Genomic DNA, 21,971 nt, shown 5'->3' on the forward strand with positions numbered 1-21,971 from the left:
ATGCCTGCAACTATTGGCATGTCTTCGCCCGGATTTTTACCTCGTTTCACATCGGCAATCGGCAATCGCTTGATTGGATCGCGGGACCGGTCTAGGTCATCAAAGAGAAGAATTTCAACGTCGGAGAAAATCCATGTCCAAGATCCTCGCCTCGCTTTCGGCCCTCGCGCTGATCGCCGCACCGATCGCCGCTTCCGCGGACGAATCGGTTCGCCTGCTCACCTCGAAGTCGACCGGTAACCTCGGCACCGCCGTCAGCGACGACATCGTCATCGTCGACGAAGCTCCCGTCGCCGGTGGCGGCCTCGGCACGGCCGGCGCGGTTGCGCTCGGCATCGGTGGCCTGCTCGTCGCCGCGGCGCTGCTCGACGACAGCGACGACGATGACGATGACGACACCACGACCACCACCACGACCACCGCGGAGAATGGTGACGACTGATCGCGATTGATCGCAGGATTTGGATACGGCGGCCCATCGGGTCGCCGTTTTCCGTTTCTGGACCTGGCTGCGAGAGCTGGGGTGAAGCGTTCGGGTGTCGTCAGGCCCGCTTCGACAACATGCCGACATCCAGCATCGACAGCACGCGAGCCTCGATATCCTCGGCGTTCAGCTTTGCATCGGCGTACATCTGCCGCGGCCCGGCCTGATCGATGAACGTGTCCGGCAGCACCATGGAGCGGTAGCGCAGGCCCGTATCGAATACGCCTTCCTCCGCCAGAAGATGCGCGACATGGCTGCCGAAGCCGCCGACCGCGCCCTCCTCGATCGTCAGGAGCGCGTCGTGATCGCGTGCAAGGCGCAGGATAAGATCGCGGTCGAGCGGCTTGGCGAAGCGGGCATCGGCAATCGTCGGCTTTATGCCGCGGGCCATCAGCTTCTCGCGCGCGGCCTCGACCTCGGCCAGCCGCGCCCCGAAGGACAGGATCGCGACCTGCTCGCCCTCATGCACGATGCGGCCGCGACCGATCTCCAGCGGGACGCCCCGCTCCGGCATCTCGACGCCCACGCCTTCGCCACGCGGAAAGCGGAAGGCGATCGGCCCGTCGTCATATGCGGCGGCGGTCGCGACCATGTGGCGAAGCTCCGCCTCGTCGGCGGCGGCCATGACCACCATGCCCGGCAGGTTGGAGAGGTAGGCGATGTCGAAGCTGCCGGCATGGGTCGGCCCGTCAGCGCCGACCAGCCCGGCGCGGTCGATGGCAAACCGCACCGGCAGACGCTGCAGGGCGACGTCGTGGACGATCTGGTCGTAGCCACGTTGCAGGAAGGTCGAGTAGATCGCGCAGAACGGCTTCATCCCCGACGCGGCGAGCCCGGCGCAGAAGGTGACGCCATGCTGCTCGGCGATGCCGACGTCGAAGCATCGCGCGGGAAAGCGTTCGGCGAAGAGGTTGAGACCCGTCCCGTCCGGCATGGCGGCGGTGATCGCGACGATGCGATCGTCGGTCTCGGCCTCCTGGATCAGCGCCTCGGCGAAGACCTTGGTGTAGCTCGGCGCATTCGACGGCGCCTTGGATTGCGCGCCGGTAGTCACGTCAAATTTCGCGGTCGCGTGGCCGCCGTCGCGCGCGCTTTCGGCGGGGCGGAAGCCCTTGCCCTTCTTGGTGACGGCGTGGATCAGGATCGGCCCGTCGGCGCGGCTTTTCACCGCGCGCAGCACGCCCAGAAGCGTGTCCATGTCATGCCCGTCGAGAGGACCGACATAGCTGAACCCCAGCTCCTCGAAGAGGGTGCCGCCGATGGTCATGCCCTTGAGCATCTCCTTGGCGCGCCGCGCACCCTCCTGCAGGGGCGGCGGAAGCAGGCTCACGGCGTTCTTCGCCGCCGTCCTAAGGTCGTAAAACGGGGCATCAGCGTAAAGCCGCCCGAGATAGCCCGACAGCGCGCCGACGGGCGGGGCGATGGACATGTCGTTGTCGTTGAGGATGACGATCAGGCGCTTGCCCAAGTGGCCCGCGTGGTTGAGCGCCTCGAAGGCCATGCCGCCCGTCATCGCGCCGTCACCGATCACCGCGATCGCGTCGCCGACATCGCCCGCGCCCAGCTCCCGCCCCATGGCGAAGCCCAATGCGGCGGAGATCGAGGTCGAGGCATGCGCCGCGCCGAACGGGTCGTAGGGCGACTCGGTCCGCCTGGTGAAGCCCGACAGGCCCCCCGGCTGGCGCAGCGTATCCATCTGATTGCGCCGGCCGGTCAGGATCTTGTGCGGATAGCATTGATGCGACACGTCCCAGACCAGCTTGTCGCGCGGCGTGTCGAACACCGCATGCAGCGCCACGGTCAGTTCGACCACGCCGAGGCCGGCGCCCAGGTGACCGCCGGTGCGGGACACGGCGTGGATCGTCTCGGCACGCAACTCGTCGGCCAGATGGCGCAGGTCCTCGTCGGACAGGGCCCGCAGGTCGGCGGGACCGGCCACACGGTCGAGAAGGGGAGTTTTCGGAGCGGTCATCGGGCCTCGCGGTCGGGCGGTCTCGGGATCGTGCGGTCTCTTTGTCGGGCGGTCGGGAGGCGAAGTCACGCGCGACCCTCAGCGGTCGCGTGCCACCACGTAGTGCGCAACACTGCGCAAACTAGCAGCCTCCGCGCCGAAGAGCGAGAGTGCGGCCTGCGCCTCCGCCACCAGCGTTTCAGCCCGCTCTCGCGCGGCCGCGACCCCGAGGAGCGAGACGAATGTCGCCTTGCCCGCGCCCGCATCCTTGCCGACGGCCTTGCCGACGCGCGCCGCGTCGCCCTCCACGTCCAGAAGGTCGTCGGCGATCTGGAAGGCGAGGCCGAGCGCGGCGGCATAATCCACGAGCGGCGTGGGATCCCGCTCGGCCAGCACCGCGCCCGCCCGGCAGGGCCATTCCAGAAGCCGGCCGGTCTTGAGGCGCTGCAGCTCGGTGATCTCGCTCAGGGTAAGCGGGGCGTCCGCGCTCTCGGCGGCGATGTCGAGGGCCTGACCCCGCACCATGCCGGACGCTCCCGCCGCCCGCGCGAGCGTCAGCGTCAGTTCGGCACGAATGGTCGCGTCGGGATGGGTGGCGCTGTCGGAGAGGATCTCGAAGGCGAGGGTCTGGAGCGCGTCACCCGCGAGAACGGCCGTCGCCTCGTCCCATTGGCGGTGCACGGTCGGGCGGCCCCGACGCAGATCGTCGTCGTCCATGCAGGGCAGGTCGTCGTGGATCAGCGAATAGGCATGGACCGCCTCGATTGCCACGGCGGCGCGCAACGCACGGTCGCGGGGCACGTCGAAAAGCCGCGCCGTCTCCAAGACCAGAAAGCCGCGCAGCCGCTTGCCCCCTTCGGTCGCGTAACGCATCGCGTCGCCGACGGGGCCGCCGAATGGCGACAGAAGATCGGCGGCGGCGGTTCCGATCTCCTCGCGCGCGGCGTCGAGCTTGACGCGCAGCGTCACATGCCCTCGGCGGGGCGGGTGCCGGTGGGCTGGCCCTTGGCGTCGAGCGTGATCTGCTCGACCTTCTCCTCGGCCTCGCGCAGCTTGACCTCGCAATGCGCCTTGAGCTTCGCGCCCCGGTCATAGAGGTCGATCGACCGCTCGAGGGGCACATCCCCGGAATCGAGCTGACCCACGACCTGTTCGAGTTCGGCGATGGCTTGCTCGAAGCTCATCTCCCTGATGTCGTCCGCCATTCGCCCGCCTCCTCAGAACATCCATACGGATCGCGGCCCGAAGCCGCCAGCGCGTCGAGCACATAACGCCCTTCGCGGCAGGAGACCAGCCGCCCGACCGCCTCTCCAGCGGCGCGATCGCGGCGGATATGCGCACGGCCCGACCGCGTCTTTCCGGCCGGATCCCGCGCGAACGCTCCGGCCGCTGAACTCCGGTGGCCGGCATTTCCGCTGCGCAGGCGCCGGCGCGCGCGGTTGGCTTGTCCGCAAGGGTTGCGCCGATGCGCGGCTGCTCGGACTGGATCGGGGCGCGGTGGTGACGTTCGTGGCCGGGTCTCCCGCTCCGCGCCCAAACGCTTTCAGCCGGGCGCGCGGGCCGAGCATTTGCGCTCATTGACCTGAATGGTGCGCCTAATATTTGCGTTCACAAATCCGTCATATTTTAGTGAACGTGTAATGATCAGAAATTTATGTCTGCCGGTTTTGCTCCTCTGCGGCGCCGTCGCACTCGTCACGATACTCGATTGAGCCGCGCTGGGACATGACCCATTCCTCAAGCGCGTCCCGGAGCCAACCCGCTCGGCGGTGCTCCTTTCCCTGATTTCCGCCACCATCTCGTTCATTTACATCGCTTGCGTTGCGGGTGGGGCGATGCCCCGGGTGAGCCTTGGTCCGTTCGCCAGAACACTCGCGACGTTGTCCATTGCCGGCACCGCTCTTTCGGCGCTGATTTTCTTGGTAAGCCCGTGGGTCTTTTCGGGATTGGCGAGGGAGGACCTGCCGGTCGAAGTTGCCTCCGCGCTTCTGGCTCTCGGCGCCTCGATCCTGTTCTTTCGCAGCCTGCGCAGGAGCGGCCGGATATTCGGCTGGCCCGGTTTGGTCTGCGTGGGCTTTCTCGCCCTCATGCTGTTCCTGATCGCCGGAGAGGAGATTTCCTGGGGCCAGCGTATTTTCGGCATCGAGACGCCCGAGACGTTCGATGGAAACATCCAGAACGAGACGAACTTCCACAACTTCGCTACCGATGCCTTCGAATTCTCCTATTACTTTTCGGCCTTCGTGCTGCTGATCGTGGTGCCGTTCGTCATCTCCTGTCGACCGAACCTGCCGCGGCTCGCGAAACTGCTGCCGAGCCCTGCCACCGCGGCCGTGGCCTTGCCGATCGCGGCTTTCGACTACGACCATTGGATGGTCAGCCTCGCCCAAATCTCCTCTTTCGTCACCCTGTTCGTCGCCGCGGCATGGGCTGTCGGGACACCGGACGGTGCGTCCAGACGGCTCTTCGTGACGGCGATCCTGGTTCTGGTCTGGGTGCAGGCGATCTTCCTCGCCTACGGCGCGGCCTTCCTGCGAATCTGGGATGTCACGGAATACAAGGAAATGGTGATCGCAGGCGGGTTCGCCTATTACGCATACGAGCTTTTCGTGCGTCTTCGAGAGGCCGACACCGCCGAAAATGCCGCCCCGGACCAGCGGTGGCGGGCGGCGCGGAAGCCGTCGGGCTGAAGCCGCCAGCAGGAACGAGGCCGCCGCGAACCCCCGCGCGGCCGTGCCTTTCCCCGCAATGCGGTCAGCTTTTCCGTCTTCTCAGGACGTCCACATGGATCGCGGTCGAGGCCGCCAGCGCATCGAGATCGTAGCCCCCTTCGAGGCAGGAGACCAACCGCCCGCCGGCATGGCGGTCGGCAAGATCGCAGAGCCGTTCGGTGATCCAGGCAAAATCCTCCACCTCCCATTCGAGCTCTGCCAGCGGATCGTCGCGATGCGCATCGAAGCCGGCGGATACGAGGACCAACTCGGGCGCAAAGGCGTCGAGACGGTCGAGGGCGGGCGCGATCGCGGCGCGGAACGCCGCACCGTCGCTGCCGGGGGGCAGGGGCACGTTGATCACGTTGTCATGCGCGCCGCGCTCCTCCGCCGCCCCGGTGCCGGGCCAGAGCGGCGATTGATGCGTCGACACGAACAGCGTGCGCGCCTCGTCCCAGAGCAGGTCCTGCGTGCCGTTGCCGTGATGGACGTCGAAGTCGAGGATGCCCACGCGGGTCAGGCCATGCACCTCCATCGCGTGCCGCGCGGCCAGCGCGACGGTCCCGAACAGGCAAAATCCCATGGACTTCGCCGTCTCCGCATGGTGCCCGGGCGGGCGCATGGCGACAAAGGCATTGCCCGCCGCGCCCGTCATCACCGCATCGACGGCCCGGGTGGCGGCGCCCACGGCCAGCCGCGCGGCGCGGAGGGAGCCGGGCGACATGTAGGTGTCGGCGTCGATCTGCACCCAACCCTCGGACGGCGCGGCGGCTTCAAGCGCGTCGAGATAGGCCTGCGGATGGCCACGAAGCAGCACCTCGTCCGGCGCTTCCTCGGGCGTTTCGCGCAGCAGGTCCATTTCGGCCAGCGCGGCGCGGACTGCAGGCAGGCGGGCGACCTGTTCGGGATGGCCCGGCGGCGTTTCGTGAAGGTCGGCGTCGGGATGGGTCAGCAGAAGCGTCATGTTCCGCACCATAGCCTAATCGGGGACGAGCATGTAGCCCTCGCCGCGCACCGTCTGAAGGTAGCGCGGCTGCTTCGGGTCGCGTTCCAGCTTGCGGCGCAGGCGCGTGATCTGCACGTCCACCGCCCGCTCTCCCGCATGCCCGCCATCGCGCGACAGCTTCTCGACCAGCGCGGCACGGCTGACCGCCTCGTGCGGGGTGGCGGCGAGGCTGCGCATCAGCAAGGTCTCGGTCGCGGTCAGACGCACCTGCTCCTCGCCGCGCCACAGGTCGCCGCGGTCGAGATCGTAGCGCGCCCCCCCCAGATGCAGCATCCGGGGCGTCGCGGCCCCGCCGGCAGGCGCGCGGCGCAGGATCGCCCGGAGCCGCAGGAGCAGCTCCTTCGGCTCGAAGGGTTTCGACAGGTAATCGTCCGCCCCGGCCTCCAGTCCGGTGATCCGGTCGGAGGTCTCGCCCTTGGCGGTGAGCATGAGGATCGGCATGTCCCGCGTCTCGCGGATCTCGGCGCAGAGCACGTAGCCGTTGTCGCCCGGCATCATCACGTCGAGCACCGCGAGGTCGAATTCCAGACCGGCCAGCAAGCGCCGCGCATGATCGGCATCGCGCGCGGCGGTGATAAGGTAGCCGTTGCGCATGAGGAATTTCTTCAGAAGGCTGCGGATCCGCTCATCGTCGTCGACGAGCAGGACATGCGCCGGATTTCCGGCTCCATCGACTGCATCGGCCATGCGCCCTAGCCTTCCTTGACCGCGGCGAAATGGCGCCGAAGTTCGGGCTCCATCATGTGTTCGAGAACCTCCCGGAACCCGGCCACGGCCTGAGGCCCGGCCGCCCGGAAGGCCGCCCGCATCCGCGCCCGCTGCGCATCCGACAGCTCCCGCTCCAGCACCTCGCCGGCCTCGGTCAGATAGAGGTGCCGTTCCCGCCGGTCGCGCTGGCCGACGCGGCTTTCGACGAGGCCGTCCTCGATCAGCGTCCGCAATACGCGGTTCAGCGACTGCTTGGTGACGCCGAGAATCGCCAGCAGGTTGTTAACGGTCGTGCCGGGCGTACGATGAATGAAGTGCACCGCGCGGTGATGAGCCCGGCCATATCCGTAACCGGCAAGGATCCGGTCGGGATCGGCGGTGAAGCCGCGATAGGCGAAGAACATCGCCTCGATCGCGCGGCGAAGCTGTTCGTCGGTGAGGAACAGGAGGGAGTCGCTGTGATCATCCATGGCGTGAAACTACGTCAGTGATGTTGACATTCCAAGGCCGGATCTGTACCCACGAAGGGATTTTGCGCAACATTATGTCCGTGGTGGACCCGTTGGCGAAACGAATGCGATGGAGGAAGCGATGGCGGGATCCTATGCGGAACTCGACGGCAAGATCTGGATGGATGGCAAGCTGGTCGACTGGAAGGACGCCAACGTCCACCTGCTGACGCATGCGATGCATTACGCAAGCTCCGTCTTCGAGGGCGAGCGGGCCTATGGCGGCAAGATCTTCGAAAGCCGCAAGCATTCGGAGCGGCTTCTGAATTCGGGCCGCGCGCTCGACATGGAGATCCCGTGGACGGTCGACGAGATCGAGGCCGCGAAATACGAGACGATGAAGGCCAACGGGCTGGAGGATGCCTATATCCGCGTTCTCGCGTGGCGTGGCGCGGGCGAGGATATGGGCGTGTCGTCGTCGCGCAATCCGGTGCGCATGGCCGTCGCGACCTGGGCTTGGGGCAGCTATTACGGCGATGCCAAGACGCGCGGCGCCAAGCTCGACATCGCCAAGTGGAAGCGGCCCTCGCCCGAGACCGCGCCGTTCGAGGCCAAGGCGGCGGGCCTTTACATGATCTGCACCATGTCCAAGCACGCCGCCGAGGCGAAGGGCTGCTCGGATGCGATGATGTTCGACTATCGCGGCTATGTCGCCGAGGCGACGGGCGCCAATATCTTCTTCGTCAAGGATGGCGAGGTGCATACGCCGCTTCCCGATTGTTTCCTCAACGGGATCACGCGCCAGACGGTTCTGGGCATGCTGCGCGACCGGCAGGTCCGCATCCACGAGCGCCACATCATGCCGGAGGAGCTTGAGGGGTTCGAGCAGTGCTGGCTCACGGGAACGGCGGCCGAGGTCACGCCCGTCGGGCAGATCGGTGATTACAATTTCGAGGTCGGCGCGATGACGCGCGACATCTCGAACGCCTACGAGACGCTCGTCCGCAGCTGATCGCGGGCGAATGCGGCCTCGCCCGGTCAGGGTGAGGCCGCTCCGCAGGCACGACATTGGGTGTAGGCCCCCGATGACGCATTGGGTGGGGGCGATAAGGCGCCACCGGGGGAGAGCGTTTCCGCTCCTACGGGCCTTACTTGACGATCTCTGCGGGCGATTCTCGGGAACGGGCGGGCCGGGCGCAGGGTGATTTCGTGGCCGACCGGCGGCGACGTTGACGCAACGGAACCAATCAGGCGCCTGAGGGCCGGTCGTCACGCATCTGGCGACGATCTTTCGCATTCCAAGGGTTCTGGAGGCCCGGACCGGCGACGATGCCGCGCTTTGGATCCGATCCGTCTCTTGATCCGCATCCCCGGCCGCGCCACCTTCGGATCATGAACGCACCCGCCCAGTTCCCCGAGACGGTCAATTTCCACCGCACCGAACTGTCGTTGATCCTGTCGCTCTACGGGCGGATGGTCGCGGCCGGCGAATGGCGCGATTACGGCATTTCCGGTCTGCGCGACGTGGCCATCTTCTCCGTCTTCCGCCGCACGGCCGAACAGCCGATCTACAGGATCGAGAAGCGGCCGAAGATGGCGGCGCGGCAGGGGATGTATTGCGTGATCGGCATGGACGGACGCATCCTGCGGCGGGGTCACGACCTGCGGGCGGTCCTGCGCGTGCTGGAACGCAAGCTGATCCGCTCGGTGGACTGATCCGCGCGGCTACGGCCGCCGTCGCATCACGACGTCGCCCGCGCCGTTTCCTGCGGCCTCGCTCGACGATGCGATGCGGGCGCAGGCCTGCTCGAAATCTTCGTAGGCCACCGCCATATGATGCGCATTTGCATGCAGCAGGGTCTGCTCGTCGGACATGAACCCGACATGCCCCGCCCAGAAGACGAGGTCGCCGCGACGGGCCGCCTCCTGCGGTTGCAATTCCCGCCCGAGGGCCTGCTGCTGGTCGCTGTCGCGGGGACAATCGCGGCCGCAGGCGATCATCGCCTGCTGCACCAGCCCCGAGCAGTCGATCCCCCAGCGTGACGACCCGCCCCAGAGGTAGGGGGTGCCGAGGAACATGTCGGCCACGCCGACCGGGTCGGTGAACCGCGCGCGCAGCGGTTGCAGATGCGTGGCGGGCACGAAATGACCGGTCGAGATCCGCAGGAACCCGCCGTGATCCCCGGTGACGCGCACCTGACTGCCGAAGAAGATCGCCACTTCGGGCGGCGCCTTGATCCGCGGCTTGGGGTAGAGATGCGTCGCCGGCGCCGCGACCCAATGCGTCGCCGCCTCCTGCCGCGACAGGGCCCCCGCGAGGACATAGCCGCAATAGCCGTCGCGCAGCGTCTGGCCGAAGGCAAAGCCGTCGCGCTCGTCGATGACGCGGAACGCTTCTCCGAAGAGAAGCTGGCTCGCCCGCTCGCCGCGAGGGGCGTCCGACAGGTTCACGATCGGCTGCTGCACCGTGCGGACCGTCCCCTTGACGTAACGCGTCGCCTCGACCACGCCGCGCAATTCGTGCGCGGCGGCGTGCCCGTTGGCGGGCGTGATCCGGGGATCATGCGCGCTCACAGGTCGAGCACGCCGGGCAGGGCGTCGAGGATCGCGCGCGCGCCCATGCCGACACCGCCCTTGGGTCGCGCGGGGGCCGGGCGGGGATTCCAGCCATAGATGTCGAAATGCACGAAGCGCGGCGTGTCCCGCACGAACCGGTCGAGAAACAGCGCCGCGGTGATCGCGCCCGCCATGCCGCCCGACGGTGCGTTGTCGAGATCGGCGATCCCCGGCTCGATCATGGGGTCGTAGGGCCGGTGCAGCGGCAGCCGCCAGAGCGGATCGCGCACCCGGTGCCCCGCATGGGCCAGCGCCATCGCGAGCGCGTCGTCATCGGTGAAGTACGGCGCGAGGTCGGGGCCCACGGCCACGCGCGCCGCCCCCGTCAGCGTCGCCATGCAAATTGTCAGGTCCGGCGGCGTCTCCGAGGCCAGGGCCAGCGCGTCGGCCAGAACCAGACGACCCTCCGCATCGGTGTTGTTGACCTCGACGCTCAGGCCGTTGCGGGCTCGCAGAATGTCGCCGGGGCGGAAGGCGTCGCCTGACACGGCATTCTCCACCGCCGGGATCAGCACGCGCAGGCGCAGGCGCAGGCCCGTCGCCATGATCATGTGCGCAAGGCCGAGAACCGTCGCCGCCCCGCCCATGTCCTTCTTCATCAGGCCCATCGACGCGCCGGGCTTGAGGTTCAGCCCCCCCGTGTCGAAGCAGACGCCCTTGCCCACCAGCGTCAGGAGGGGACCGCCATCGCCCCAGCTCATGTCGATCAGACGCGGTGCGCGGGGACCCTCGGTCGCGGCGGCGCGGCCCACCGTGTGGATCAGGGGGAAGCCTTCGCGCAACGCCGCGCCAGAGGTGACCTCGATCGCCGCCCCATGCCGATTGGCAAGGGCGCGGGCTGTGTCCTCAAGATCGCCGGGCCCCATATCGGCGGCCGGTGTGTTGATCAGGTCGCGGGTCAGGAACTCCCCGGCCGCAATGGCCTCGATCCGGGCGGCATCGACCCCCCGCGGCACGCGCAGGGCCGGAGCGCTTCGGGGCGTGCCGGCATAGGCGGTGAAGCGATAGGAGGCCAGAAGCCAGCCGAGCGCGGCTTCCTCCCACGCATTCGCCGTCAGGTCGCCCGAAAGCGAATAGGTACCAGATTTCAGCGCCAACGCCGCGCGCGCCGCGACAAACCGCGTGCGGACATGATCCTTCGCACCGCCCCAGCCCAGCAGGACCCGGGAGACCGACAGGTCCGGCCCCGGCACGCGCAGCACCTCGCCGGCATTGGCCTCGAAGCCGTTGGCGACGGCCCAGTCGCGCAAGGGTTCATCCTGGCCGGTAAGCCAGTCCTTGAGCCCCGCCTTGGGGACGATCTGGATCGGCGTCGCACGGGCATCGGGTGCGGCAAAGCGGGGCGGTTCGGTCGAGATCATGCGGTCTCCGGGCGTCACTGGCCCGCGCAGCGGTGTCGCGCGGCAGGGCGCAATCTAGCGACCGTCCCTCACATCGCAAGCGAAAGCGCCTCCGCCCCCCGCCGACGGCGCCGGGTCGCGCCGTTCAGGCCACGGTTTCCGGCCCGGAATCGTCCATCGACCACCCATCCGGCGTCTCCGGCGCGGCGAGGCGGTGGAGCCGGGCGAGACAGGCGGCCAGCGCGGCCGCATCCCCGCGCGCCTGCGCATCGAGGACACCGTGCGCGGCATGCTCCATCGTCAGCATCCCGATCGTCGATGCAAGCTCCACGATCTGCGTGCAGGCGGTGCGGAGCGCGCAGGCATCGTCGGCGGCATCGCGCGCGGCGCGGGCGCGCAGTTCGACGTCGGTCAGCATCGTGGCGAGGAACGCCTCCGACCGCTCGCCATAGGTGTCGCAGATCGTGGCGAGCTGGACATGGTCGAACATCATCCGCTCCCGCGGCTTCAGGGTCGCGACGGGCGCGCCGGCCTGCCCGGTGCAGGGGACGGGTCGGAACGTGTCGTCGGGGGCGGATGTGGCGCGGGGCATGATCTCTCCTCGGGGCAGCGGGATATCGGCAGGTTCGTCATGCCGGATCTGTCCCCAGATCGCGGCCAAACCTTGACCTTCGGTGGGCGTGCAGGCGAAGAAACCCCTCGAATTGCGCCAAGCCCTGTCCTAGGAAGGCGCCGGACCGTCAGATTCCGAGGCCCCATGCGAAACGCCAAGCCCCTGCCCGGATCCCTCGTGCAGCGCTACCACGGCTGGAGAGCCACGACCTTCGCCGAGAACGCCTCGTGGTACCGCCGCCTCGCCACCGAGGGGCAGCGGCCGCGCACGATGGTGATCTCCTGCTGCGACAGCCGGGTGCACGTCACCTCCATCTTCGGGGCCGAACAGGGCGAGTTCTTCATCCATCGCAACATCGCCAACCTCGTCCCGCCCTACGAATCCGACGGCGCCCGCCACGGCACGTCGGCGGCGATCGAATATGCGGTGACGGCGCTGCGCGTGTCGCAGATCATGATACTCGGACATTCGCTGTGCGGCGGGGTGCAGGGCTGCGAGGCGATGTGCTCGGGCCATGCGCCCGAACTCGAATCGCCCGACAGCTTCGTGGGTCGCTGGATGGACCTGCTGCGCCCGGGCTGGGAAAAGGTGCGCGGCATCGAGGATGCGGACGAACGGCGCGAGGCGCTGGAGAAGGAGGCCGTCCTGACCTCCCTCGACAACCTGATGACCTTTCCCTTCGTCGCCGCCGCCGTGGAGGCGGGCGATCTCGCGCTTCACGGTCTATGGAACGACATCACGCAGGGCGGGCTGGAGATCTACGACGCCTCCGCCGACCGGTTCGTCGCCCTGTAAGCCGGAACATCCGCCCCGCCGGGCGGGTTGCCGCGGGACCCCTGTACGACGGAGCCGCCGATGACCGACCTACCGCGCGACAATTGGCCGGATTCCACGGTTCCGCTCCTGCGTTCGCCATACGAATACATCCCCGATTCCGCGCGCCAACTGGGGTCGGACGTGTTCGGCATGCGCCTTGCCGGGCGGCAGGCCTACGGCATGACCGGGCGGGCGGCGGCGGAGTTGTTCTACGATCCCCGTATGACGCGCGGCGGTGCCGTGCCGGGGGTCATCCGCAGCGTCCTGTTCGGTCCCGACGGCGTGATCCAAGGCACGGACGGGGCGGAGCATCTGCACCGCAAGCGCCAGATGATGGAGATGGTCGAGCGGGGCATGGTGGCCGATCTGGGCAACCGGCTGCGCAGCGGGCTCGAATCCGCGCGGCCGGGCTGGATCGCGGCGGGCGAGATCGAGCTCTTCGCTGCGATGACCCGCGTCGTGACGATCGCGGTCTGCGGCTGGGCCGGCGTGCCGCTTCCGCAGGACGAGGCCGGCGCGAAGGGCCGGATGCTCGCGGCGATGTTCCTCCATGCCGGCGCGGCCTCGCCGGTCGAGGCACTGCGCGGATTGCGGGCGCGCCGGCAGGCGCAGGCCTGGATCGAGGGCCTGATGGCGGAGATCCGGGACGGCCGGACGACGCTGCCGAAGGATGCGCCGGTCGCGCGGGCGGCGCGCTGGACCCATGCCGACGGCACACCCCTCGCGCTTGACGTGGCGGCGGCGGATTTCCTGTCCTTCCTGCGCCCGAACGTGGCCAACGCCGTCTGGATCACGCATCTGGCCCACGCCCTCGGGACGCATGCCGGCGTGGCGGGCGACATGACCGATTCCGGCGCCCGCACGATGTTCGTGCGCGAGGTGCGGCGGCTTTATCCATTCTTCCCGATCCTCGCGGCCGTCGTGGGCGAGGGGATGGAATGGCAGGGGGCGAAGCTGGAGCCCGGCGCGCGCGCCATCCTGTCGCTCTATGGCACCAATCGCGATCCGCAGGTGTGGGACGCGCCCGACACGTTCCGCCCCGACCGCCATGCCGGTCGCGAACCGGGGCCGTTCGACATGATCCCGCAGGGCGGCGGCGACTATTTCGGGACGCATCGCTGCGCAGGCGAATGGGTCAGCATCCGGCAGATGGAGGTGGCGGCGGAATGGCTGGGCACGCGGCTCCGCTGGCGGCTGTCGGACCCGGAGGCGCGGCCGTCGGTGCGCACGCCCCCGGGCCTGCCGGGAGACGGGCTACGGCTGACGGGCCTCGCCGCGCGCTAGCCGGTCAGGGCTGCCAGACCAGTTCCTGCCCCTCGGGCCATTCCAGCGTCACGCCGATCTCGACCTCCCGCTCGCCGCCCGCCGGTACCTCCAGTTCCCACATCGCAAGGCCGCGCACGTCCTCCACGCCGCGCGCATCGGGCTGCGGGTCGAGGTCGAGGGCGATCTCGAGATCCTCCTCCTCGGAGAAGGGCAGGGCGTAGAGCGTCTCGACCGTCTCGGGCGCGTCCGACAGGTTGCGCACGCGGAACACGATGTCCTGCCGCCGGGTGCCGGAGGTGAAGATCAGACCCCGGTCGCCGGTGCGGTTCTCCTTCAGCACGTATTCGAGGCGCAGATGCTCCTGCGGGCCGAAGCCGATATCGGCCTCGTCGCCCGCAGGCAGGAGCGGCAGGTGCGTCTCCGCGACCTGCACGCCCTCGCGGTAGATCGTGACAGGCCCGGGCAAGAGCGGCTCGTCCGTGTCGTTGCGCGTCTGGGCCACGAGGAACGCGGTGGCGTCGTAGCGCGGCGCGGCCCGATTGTAGACCCGGGCGGGCAGGTCGATCCGGTCGAGCGACACGATCACCTCCGCCCCGTCCACCGGCAGGGTGACGGGCGCGGGATAGGAATAGGTGACGACGGGACCGTCGGTATTCGCGCTCGCGACGACGGGGTCGGGCGTGGCGAGCGACATCTCGGCGGCCCGGCTCATCGGCGCCATGTCCCGCGCAAGCTCCGGAGCGGTGCCGGAGAGGTCGACGCCCTCCTGCGGCGCCACGATCTGGGCGCGGTTGGGTGGCACGTCGCTCGGCTCCGCGCGCGCGAAAGGGGCGGCCGTGCTCAGCGTCAGGTCCACCTCCGACAGCGGCAGGCCGCTCGACTGGTGAAGGCGCGCCTTGCGGGTGAGGGCGACCACCCCCTCCGCCGTCAGATTCGCGTCGTAGGTCATCGACCAGCCGGCCATGGGCGCGAATTCCCGCATCGTCACGGCGACGGGCCCCGCCTGCGCCACCTGCACCGACAGCGCGCGCAGCGTCACCGGCCCGAAATCCGCGCCGGTCGCGTCCAGATCGCGGCGCGCCTGGCGCAGGTCGAAGCGCGCCTCCTCCACGCGGTCCTCGGCGAGGCGCAGGGCGTCGCGCGCCTGTGTCCGGGCGATCTGCGCCTCGGCCACGCCGTCCGCGACGGCATCGGCGGTGGCGGCGACGCTCTCGGCATCCAGCCCGGCCAGCGCGCCCCCCTCGACCGAGCGCAGGAAGGCGAGGCTGGCCGTTGCGGCCTCGACCCCGGCGGCGGCGCGGTCGCGCGCATCCTCGGCCGCGGCCAGATCGTCCTGCGCCGTCCGCCAGACGACGCGTGCCGCTTCCTGCTCGGGGGTGAAGAGGCGGCGGCCGTCGGTGATGCCCTCGGGCAGCGTCTCGACCGCGCCGAGCGTCGCGCCCGCCACATCGATCCGCGGCGTGCCCTGTGCGTTCGGCATGACCGGGATCAGCAGGCGGTGATCGCCGGCCGGCAGATCAATTGCGCCGATCCGCTCGATCTCGGCCCCCTGAAGGAAGATCGTGGCCCGCTCCGCCGGGGCGGCGAGGGGGAAATCCGCCGCCGCGACCGGCGCGGCGGCGAGGACGAGGATCGTGACGGCGAATGCGCGGCGCATGATGCGGCCCCCTGAAGGCAATGGTCAGGAGGCCAGTGTCGCCCGTGCGGGCCGCGCCCTCAACCCTTCTTGAGAACCCGCTGGTCCAGCGTCTCGGCGATCTGCACCGCGTTCAGCGCGGCGCCCTTGCGCAGGTTGTCGGACACGACCCAGATGTTGAGGCCGTTGTCGATCGTGGAATCCTGCCGGATGCGGCTGACGAAGGTGGCGAAATCGCCCACGCATTCGACCGGCGTGACGTAGCCGCCATCCTCGCGCTTGTCGACGACGAGGATGCCGGGCGCCTCGCGCAGGATATCGCGGGCCTCTTCCTCGTCGAGGTGATCCTCGAACTCGATGTTGATCGCCTCGGAATGGCCGACGAAGACCGGCACCCGCACGCAGGTGGCCGTGACCTTGATCTTCGGGTCCACGATCTTCTTGGTCTCGGCGACCATCTTCCATTCCTCGCGGGTCGATCCGTCCTCCATGAACGAGTCGATATGGGGAATGACGTTGAAGGCGATCTGCTTGGTATAGACCGACGGCTCCCGCTCCTGGCCCGGAACGTACATGCCCTTGGTCTGGTCCCAGAGTTCGTCGATGGCCTCCTTGCCGGTGCCCGAGACGGATTGGTAGGTCGAGACCACCACGCGCTTGATCCGCGCCCGGTCGTGCAGGGGCTTGAGCGCCACCACCATCTGCGCGGTGGAGCAGTTCGGATTGGCGATAATGTTTTTCTTGGAATAGCCGTCGACCGCCTCGGGGTTCACCTCGGGCACCACGAGCGGCACGTCGCGGTCGTAGCGGTAGAGCGACGAGTTGTCGATCACGATGCAGCCGGCCTTGGCGGCCTTCGGAGCGTATTGCTTCGTCGCATCCGAGCCGATGGCGAAGAAGGCGATGTCCCAGCCCGTGAAGTCGAAGGTCTCAAGGTCCTTCGTCTTGAGCGTCTTGTCGCCGTAGCTGACTTCGGTTCCCAGCGAACGGCGCGAGGCGAGCACGGCGACCTCGTCCGCCGGGAAGCTGCGCTCCGCCAGAATGTTGAGCATTTCGCGACCCACGTTTCCCGTGGCGCCGCAGACAACGACCTTGTAGCCCATCGGATGTGTCCCTCTCAGATGACGCGCGGTCCCTAGACCACGCGCGCCTCGAGGGAAAGGCGGCCCGTCAGCCCTTCTTCGCCAGCGCCTCGAGAAGGTCGCGTTTCTGCATGTCCTGACGGCCCTCGATGCCGGCCTCGCCCGCGGCGGCATAGACCTCCTGCCGCGTCTTGCCGAGCCACCGGGCCAGTACGTCATCGACCGGCTCGTCCAGCGCATCCAGCAATTCGTCGCGGGTCATGTCGTTGCCGCCCTCGACCGCTTGAACACGGGCGAGATCCTTGAGCGCGGCAACGTCGAGATCCTCCAGCTTCGTGCTCATGACGCATCCTTTAGGGCCTTGACCAACTCGTCCTTCGTCATGCCGCTGCGGCCCTCGATGTCCTTGTCGCGGGCCATGTCCATCAGCTCGTCCTTGGTCTTGTCCGACAGGTTGCCGCCCGCCTCGACCAAGGCATCCACAAGCTCGTCCTTCGACATCGACGAGCGGCCGTCGATATCCGCATCGGCGGCCCGGTCCTGCAGCGCGCTCTTGCTCATCTGTTCCAGCGAGGTGCGCGATCCGTGGCCGCGCCCGTTCTCGTCGGTGGCGTCCTCGATCGCCTTCAGAAGCTCGTCCTTCGTCATCGAGGAATGGCCCTCGATGTCGAGATCCTTGGCGCGTTCGACCAGCATCTCCTTGGTGGGGCCGTTATGCTTGATATGGGCGACCTTGTCGCGCACGTCGTCCGGCTGATCGACGAACTGCTCCTCGGCGCCCTTCTTCTTCTGGGTCGAGCGGGCGTATTCGTCCTCGGTCAGCAGCATCCGCACCTTCTTCGGCAGATACCGCTCTCCGGTCTCGCCGGATTCGCCGCCCGATTTGGTGCCCCAATCCTCCTCGGTCCATTCGTGGAGGTCGGTGTCCTTCTGGTCGGGGCCCTCGTCGGCATAGCCGCCGCCGCGCTTCTTGTATTCCTGCACGGACATCTGGGCCTTGCGGGCGGACCATTGGCCGGGATCGCCGCCCTTGTCGGATTCCGTGATTTCCTTCTTCACCTTTTCCCACAATTCGGGATCGGTCTTCTTCGCGTCGGTCATGGCGGGCCTCCTTCGGGGAGAAACCGTCGGACACGGGATTCGGTTCGCTGATCGGCTTCGTGCCGGCCAATTACCCATGGGTAATCGGCGCAAGTCACGGGCGCGGAACGATTCCGTGTCGTCAGTCCGTCCGGTCGCGCGAGAACAGGTATGTCGCGCATCCCAAAGTCAGCGCCAGCGCGCAGAAGCCGAACAGCGCGCGGAATCCCGCCTCGCCGCCGCCCGCCGTCTCGAAGATCCGGGCGCTGGCCAGCTGCATCAGCCCGACGCCCCCGATGGAGAACAGGTTGAGCAGCGTGACCCCCCGTCCCACCAGATGCGGCGGAATGAACGCCCGGCCATGCGCGACGACCACAGCATAGCTCGCGCCGAACGCGCCGATCGCCGCCAGAAGCGCCGCCGCCGTCCACAGCCCCGGCACCGGGTTGAGCCAGAGCATCGCGCAGGCCGCCGCCCCCATCATGTTGCCGCCAAGAACCACCCATTTGCGCGTGCCCAGCAGCCGGTCGAGCGGCCCATAGGCGAAATTGCCCGCGACCATCGCCATCCCCATGATCAGCGTCACCGTCCCGACGAGGGCCGTGCCGTAGAACTCGGCGACGTAAGGCCCCGCCCAGAGGCCGCGCAGCCCCGCCGACGGCGCGTAGTTCACCAGGAGCATCGGGCCGATCAGCCAGATCGCCGGGATGCGCAGCACGTCGAGCAACGAGCCGCGCGCGCCCCCCGCAACCGCCTCCGGGTCGCGCACCGTGAACCAGCAGCCCGCCGCAACCGCCAGCGTCATGCCGGCCAGCGCCTGCATCGCGCCGCGCCAGCCGATCAGGTCGGCGGCCCAGCCGAGCGGCACCGACGCCGCGATGTTGCCGGTCGAGCCGATCCCGACCAGCGCCGCCGCCAGCGTCGCGAAGACCGCCGGGCGGTAGATGCGCGCGAAGATGTAGTAGCTCGCCATCAGGACCGGAGCGCAGCCCGCGCCGATCAGGCCCATCGCCACGTCGATCTGCCAGCGCGCCGTCGCCAACGAGAACAGCGCCGCGCCGCCTCCGCCCGCGACCGCCAGCAGGACCGAAGCCGTCCGCCGCGGCCCGATCCGGTCGAGCGCCCAGCCCACGGGGATCTGCATCGCCGCGAAGACCAGAAACCAGATGCCCGACGCACGGCCGAGCTGTGCCGCCGTGACGCCGATATCCGCCGTCAGATCGGGGGCCAGAACGGCGAGGAAGGCGCGGTAGAACTGGCTGAGCACGTAGGCCAGGCCGAGGAACAGAAGGCCCGCATTCATTGCTGCGGCGCCGGGCAGGTGATGATCATGTATCGTCGTCCGTCTCTATCCTGCCGTGGCGTCGCATGCCGCACCATCCGATGGCAAGCGCCGAAGGCGGGAAAGGCCGCGCCGGAGGATCATCCGCGATGCCGGTGACATTCGCCGCGCGCGCGGGGCCCGGCTCGTCGGGGACGGCATTCCGGCACGCTTGCCCGCGTGGCCGGCGTTGCGGTAGTGCGGCATGTGAACGTTGTCCCGCGAGGCCCCCGCTGTCCGTCCCCTGCAACTTATTGACCCGCGCCGCGCGCGGATGCCGCAATTGCCGTGGGGGCGACATGCCGTCCCGCTGCGACCCAGCGACGCCACGGACCGGCCGCGCGGCATGACCGAGGTTGTCGTTACCAATCTCAACCCGCGCTACACCGGCGTCTCCTCCACCGCCGCGCGGTTGATCCCGGTTCAGGCGCGGCAATACGATCTGGCGCTGGCGGGCCATGCGCTGCCGGGTTGTCCCGCGCCGGTGACGATCGCACAGGCGCGCCGGATGACGCGGGTGCCCCCCACGGGACGCCCCTTCGCCATCTGGCACGTCCGGCGCAACGTCGAGATGCGCGCCGCCCTGATCGCGCGCGATCTGCTGCGCCTGCCGATCCGCATCGTCTTCACCACCGCCGGAACGCATCGGCATTCGCTCTTTCCCCGCTGGCTGATGGGGCGGATGGATGCGCTGATCGCCACGATCCCAGCCGCCGCCGAGGGCAAGCCGAACGTCCGCGCGGTGGTGCCGCACGGGGTCGATTGCAGCGTCTGGCACCCGCCGCAGGACCGCCCGGCCGCCTGGGCGGCGACGGGGTTTCCGGGGCGGCGGGGCGTCGCCGCGGTGGGCCGGGTGCGGACGTCCAAGGGAACCGACCGTTTCGTCGAGACGATGCTGCGCGTGCTGCCGAACCATCCCGACACGACGGCGCTTGTCCTCGGGCGGGCCCGGCCGCAGGATGCGGCGTTCCTGCAGGGCCTGAAGGACAAGGTCGCGGCGGCGGGGCTGGCGGACCGGCTTCTGTTTCCCGGCGAGGTCGCCCCCGACGCGATGCCCGCGCTGATCCGGGCCTGCAGCCTGACGGTGCCGCTGCCCCGCTACGAGCCCTACGGCGTCACGCCGCTGGAGGGGATGGCCTCGGGCGTGCCGTTCGTCGGCTCGCCGACCGGTGACTTCCGGACCTTCGCTGCCGACGGCGCGGCCGGTATCGTGGTGGAGGAGCGCGATCTCGTCGCGCAGGCGGCGGCGGCGGTCGACATGCTCCTGTCGGACGAGGACCGGCTGGCGGCGATGTCGCGCACCGCGCGGCAGCGGGCTGTGTCGGATCATTCGATCGAGCGCGAGGCGGCCGGCATCGCCGAGGTCTATGAGGCGCTCTGGGCCGAGGGTTCGAGGGCGCGGGACTTCAGCGCCTCGTAGAACGGCAGCGTTGCGCGCAGCAGGTCGGGACGCGCCCCCTGCGGCAGCGGCCCCTCGGGGCCCGCGAACCCCGTCGAGCGGTGCACCGAGCCATACCAGTGCGACGCCCAGACGCCGTCGGAGGCGTGCCCGCCCGCCGGCCAAGACAGCATCGCGGGATCGAAGGGCAGGCCGATCGCGGCACATAGCTTCGCCAGCATCCCCGGCGGATCGTCGCGCAGGTCCGCCGTGTCGAGGACCACGCCGCCGAACCTGTCATAGAGCGCAGCCTGCGCGCCGAAGCCGAGATCGGCCTCCGTCGCCGCCTCCCGCTTCGCGCCGTAGCTGGCGATGACGCGGGCGGGATGGCGGATCAGGTGGACGTGGACCGCACCCTCGGCCCAGCCGAGCGGGAAGCCGGGCGCCATGTGATGGGCCATGTGCTTCTGGTAGACATGCCGCGAACCCTCGCGCGAACACAGGCGCCCCACCTCGGCCGGGTCGGTCGGCTGCGCCGCGAGGATAGCGTCGCGCATCGGATGGTCCAGCCCCGTCGCAGCGAGGTAGGCGGCGTAGAACGGCTCGTCCATGACGTCGCAATCGGGCCGGTTGCCGAAGGCGTACATCATGGCGGTGGACAGGTTCCGGGGGCCGGACCAGGCGACGATGCGCATGGGAACTCCATGGGTGACGGGGCGATCTTCGGGCATCTTCGTCCGACGTCACCGGATGCGCGGTCAAGAGCGATTCCGAGACTTCGGGCAGCGGGGCGCGTGTTCACTTGGCCGGACATCGCGGGACGTTCCTTGTCGTCCTTCTGGTGCCCTCCATTTTGCGCGGCGGTCGGAAGCAAGGACCTTTTTCCGAAGTTCGATAGTAGCTGTCACATCCCGGAAGGTAGTATGGCTGTTTCTTGAACAGCTCTGGCTTGATTTTGTGCCAGTCCTTCATGGCCTGCAAGGGCGCCTTGCTGGCCAACGCTGATTGCGGGAGCTGCTGGTTGTAGAGCCAGACGTATCGGTGGAGCGTGGTCTCCAGGTCCTCGCCTGCTCGGAAATGGTGGCTCTGCAGGACCTCTTCGCTCCGGCCGTTGAAGCGCTCGACCATTCCGTTGGTCTGCGGCGACTTCGGCGGGATCAGGCGGTGGTCGATGTCGAGGGCGGCGCACAGCGTATCGAACGCGTGCTCGCCGGTCGCGGCGCGCTTGCGCAGGCCGAAAAGGCGGTCGGTGAACTCCTTGCCATTGTCGGTGAGAATGGTGCGGATGCGGAACGGGCAGGCGCGCTCCAGATCGCGCAGGAAGCGCCGTGCGTTGGCCGCGGTCTTTGCCGGGAAGACACGGATGAAGACCCATCGGGTCGCCCGGTCGATGGCCACGAAGAGGTAACGGCGGCGGGTCTCATCGGCCATTTGCGGCAGGTATTTCACGTCGATGTGGAGGTAGCCCGGCTCGTAGGCCTTGAAGGCGCTGTGCTTCGGCTTGGCCGCCTTGG

The 21,971-nt window shown here is 68.7% G+C and carries 22 protein-coding genes and 1 pseudogene; 7 read left to right on the forward strand and 16 right to left on the reverse strand.

The features are described 5' to 3' along the window. Positions 1-133: 133 nt before the first annotated feature. Entirely contained in the window at positions 134-442 is a 309-nt protein-coding gene (locus JSE7799_RS17350; protein ID WP_055664725.1) for a hypothetical protein, read from the forward strand. Between the two features lie 100 nt (positions 443-542). Here JSE7799_RS17350 and dxs read toward each other — a convergent pair whose 3' ends face one another. The 3 genes from dxs to JSE7799_RS17365 form a co-directional block, all read right to left on the reverse strand. Then, positions 543-2,456: a 1-deoxy-D-xylulose-5-phosphate synthase gene (gene dxs / locus JSE7799_RS17355; RefSeq protein ID WP_055664726.1), complete on the reverse strand. Its 1,914-nt coding sequence runs from the start codon at positions 2,454-2,456 to the stop codon at positions 543-545. Between the two features lie 78 nt (positions 2,457-2,534). Beyond that, positions 2,535-3,398 carry a polyprenyl synthetase family protein gene (locus tag JSE7799_RS17360; RefSeq protein ID WP_055664749.1) on the reverse strand — a complete coding sequence of 288 codons (864 nt, stop codon included), beginning with the start codon at positions 3,396-3,398 and terminating at the stop codon, positions 2,535-2,537. Between the two features lie 2 nt (positions 3,399-3,400). Beyond that, the gene (locus tag JSE7799_RS17365) at positions 3,401-3,640 is read right to left on the reverse strand and encodes an exodeoxyribonuclease VII small subunit (protein WP_055664727.1); all 240 of its coding nucleotides are present in this window, start codon (positions 3,638-3,640) and stop codon (positions 3,401-3,403) included. 741 nt (positions 3,641-4,381) lie between these two features. Here JSE7799_RS17365 and JSE7799_RS17370 point away from each other — a divergent pair. Then, the gene (locus JSE7799_RS17370) at positions 4,382-5,125 is read left to right on the forward strand and encodes a hypothetical protein (RefSeq protein WP_222101804.1); all 744 of its coding nucleotides are present in this window, start codon (positions 4,382-4,384) and stop codon (positions 5,123-5,125) included. Positions 5,126-5,189: 64 nt separating this feature from the next. Here the strand turns inward: JSE7799_RS17370 and JSE7799_RS17375 are convergent, their stop codons facing one another. From JSE7799_RS17375 to JSE7799_RS17385, 3 genes are read right to left on the reverse strand one after another with little or no spacing between them, the layout of a single operon-like run. After that, a complete protein-coding gene (locus tag JSE7799_RS17375) occupies positions 5,190-6,110 on the reverse strand; it encodes a histone deacetylase family protein (RefSeq protein WP_055664750.1) in 921 nt (306 codons plus the stop codon). A 15-nt stretch (positions 6,111-6,125) separates the two neighbouring features. Continuing rightward, positions 6,126-6,839 carry a response regulator gene (locus JSE7799_RS17380; protein ID WP_055664729.1) on the reverse strand — a complete coding sequence of 238 codons (714 nt, stop codon included), beginning with the start codon at positions 6,837-6,839 and terminating at the stop codon, positions 6,126-6,128. Positions 6,840-6,844: 5 nt separating this feature from the next. Beyond that, positions 6,845-7,330, reverse strand: a complete 486-nt coding sequence (locus tag JSE7799_RS17385; RefSeq protein ID WP_055664730.1) for a MarR family winged helix-turn-helix transcriptional regulator — start codon at positions 7,328-7,330, stop codon at positions 6,845-6,847. Between the two features lie 121 nt (positions 7,331-7,451). Here JSE7799_RS17385 and JSE7799_RS17390 point away from each other — a divergent pair, with 121 nt between their 5' ends. Both JSE7799_RS17390 and JSE7799_RS17395 read left to right on the forward strand, forming a co-directional pair. Beyond that, positions 7,452-8,321, forward strand: a complete 870-nt coding sequence (locus JSE7799_RS17390; protein WP_055664751.1) for a branched-chain amino acid aminotransferase — start codon at positions 7,452-7,454, stop codon at positions 8,319-8,321. 380 nt (positions 8,322-8,701) lie between these two features. Then, positions 8,702-9,025, forward strand: a complete 324-nt coding sequence (locus tag JSE7799_RS17395; RefSeq protein ID WP_055664752.1) for a DUF2794 domain-containing protein — start codon at positions 8,702-8,704, stop codon at positions 9,023-9,025. Between the two features lie 9 nt (positions 9,026-9,034). Here JSE7799_RS17395 and JSE7799_RS17400 read toward each other — a convergent pair whose 3' ends face one another. From JSE7799_RS17400 to JSE7799_RS17410, 3 genes are all read right to left on the reverse strand, one after another. Continuing rightward, positions 9,035-9,883 (reverse strand): C40 family peptidase, encoded by an 849-nt coding sequence (locus tag JSE7799_RS17400; protein WP_055664731.1) that lies wholly within the window; start codon positions 9,881-9,883, stop codon positions 9,035-9,037. Further along, positions 9,880-11,286, reverse strand: coding sequence for a leucyl aminopeptidase family protein (locus JSE7799_RS17405; protein ID WP_055664732.1), 1,407 nt, complete (start codon positions 11,284-11,286; stop codon positions 9,880-9,882). The genes JSE7799_RS17400 and JSE7799_RS17405 overlap by 4 nt, the downstream gene beginning before the upstream one ends. A gap of 124 nt (positions 11,287-11,410) precedes the next feature. Then, positions 11,411-11,857, reverse strand: a complete 447-nt coding sequence (locus tag JSE7799_RS17410; RefSeq protein ID WP_144431780.1) for a hypothetical protein — start codon at positions 11,855-11,857, stop codon at positions 11,411-11,413. A 165-nt stretch (positions 11,858-12,022) separates the two neighbouring features. On the opposite strand from JSE7799_RS17410, the gene JSE7799_RS17415 reads away from it, so the two are divergent. Together JSE7799_RS17415 and JSE7799_RS17420 are read left to right on the forward strand one after the other, a co-directional pair. Next, positions 12,023-12,673: a carbonic anhydrase gene (locus JSE7799_RS17415; RefSeq protein WP_055664734.1), complete on the forward strand. Its 651-nt coding sequence runs from the start codon at positions 12,023-12,025 to the stop codon at positions 12,671-12,673. A gap of 60 nt (positions 12,674-12,733) precedes the next feature. Beyond that, positions 12,734-13,978: a cytochrome P450 gene (locus JSE7799_RS17420; RefSeq protein ID WP_055664735.1), complete on the forward strand. Its 1,245-nt coding sequence runs from the start codon at positions 12,734-12,736 to the stop codon at positions 13,976-13,978. A gap of 4 nt (positions 13,979-13,982) precedes the next feature. On the opposite strand, the gene JSE7799_RS17425 is transcribed toward JSE7799_RS17420, so the two are convergent. The 5 genes from JSE7799_RS17425 to JSE7799_RS17445 all read right to left on the reverse strand — a co-directional run bounded on the left by JSE7799_RS17425 (position 13,983) and on the right by JSE7799_RS17445 (position 19,061). Continuing rightward, entirely contained in the window at positions 13,983-15,617 is a 1,635-nt protein-coding gene (locus JSE7799_RS17425) for a DUF4139 domain-containing protein (RefSeq protein WP_055664736.1), read from the reverse strand. 59 nt (positions 15,618-15,676) lie between these two features. Beyond that, positions 15,677-16,699: an aspartate-semialdehyde dehydrogenase gene (locus tag JSE7799_RS17430; RefSeq protein WP_055664737.1), complete on the reverse strand. Its 1,023-nt coding sequence runs from the start codon at positions 16,697-16,699 to the stop codon at positions 15,677-15,679. 67 nt (positions 16,700-16,766) lie between these two features. Next, positions 16,767-17,021 (reverse strand): hypothetical protein, encoded by a 255-nt coding sequence (locus JSE7799_RS17435; protein WP_055664738.1) that lies wholly within the window; start codon positions 17,019-17,021, stop codon positions 16,767-16,769. Next, positions 17,018-17,779, reverse strand: coding sequence for a Rho termination factor N-terminal domain-containing protein (locus JSE7799_RS20705; RefSeq protein ID WP_083480664.1), 762 nt, complete (start codon positions 17,777-17,779; stop codon positions 17,018-17,020). The genes JSE7799_RS17435 and JSE7799_RS20705 overlap by 4 nt, the downstream gene beginning before the upstream one ends. A gap of 121 nt (positions 17,780-17,900) precedes the next feature. Beyond that, entirely contained in the window at positions 17,901-19,061 is a 1,161-nt protein-coding gene (locus JSE7799_RS17445) for an MFS transporter (protein WP_055664739.1), read from the reverse strand. A 364-nt stretch (positions 19,062-19,425) separates the two neighbouring features. On the opposite strand from JSE7799_RS17445, the gene JSE7799_RS17450 reads away from it, so the two are divergent. Then, positions 19,426-20,499 carry a glycosyltransferase family 4 protein gene (locus JSE7799_RS17450; protein ID WP_055664740.1) on the forward strand — a complete coding sequence of 358 codons (1,074 nt, stop codon included), beginning with the start codon at positions 19,426-19,428 and terminating at the stop codon, positions 20,497-20,499. On the opposite strand, the gene JSE7799_RS17455 is transcribed toward JSE7799_RS17450, so the two are convergent. Further along, positions 20,445-21,152 (reverse strand): sulfotransferase-like domain-containing protein, encoded by a 708-nt coding sequence (locus JSE7799_RS17455; protein WP_055664741.1) that lies wholly within the window; start codon positions 21,150-21,152, stop codon positions 20,445-20,447. The two genes, JSE7799_RS17450 and JSE7799_RS17455, sit on opposite strands and share 55 nt — an antisense overlap. 208 nt (positions 21,153-21,360) lie before the next feature. Beyond that, a pseudogene (locus tag JSE7799_RS17460) lies at positions 21,361-21,971 on the reverse strand (DDE-type integrase/transposase/recombinase); the annotation flags it as partial.

The sequence above is a fragment of the Jannaschia seosinensis genome (genome assembly GCF_001408515.1).
Taxonomy (GTDB): Bacteria; Pseudomonadota; Alphaproteobacteria; order Rhodobacterales; family Rhodobacteraceae; genus Jannaschia; species Jannaschia seosinensis.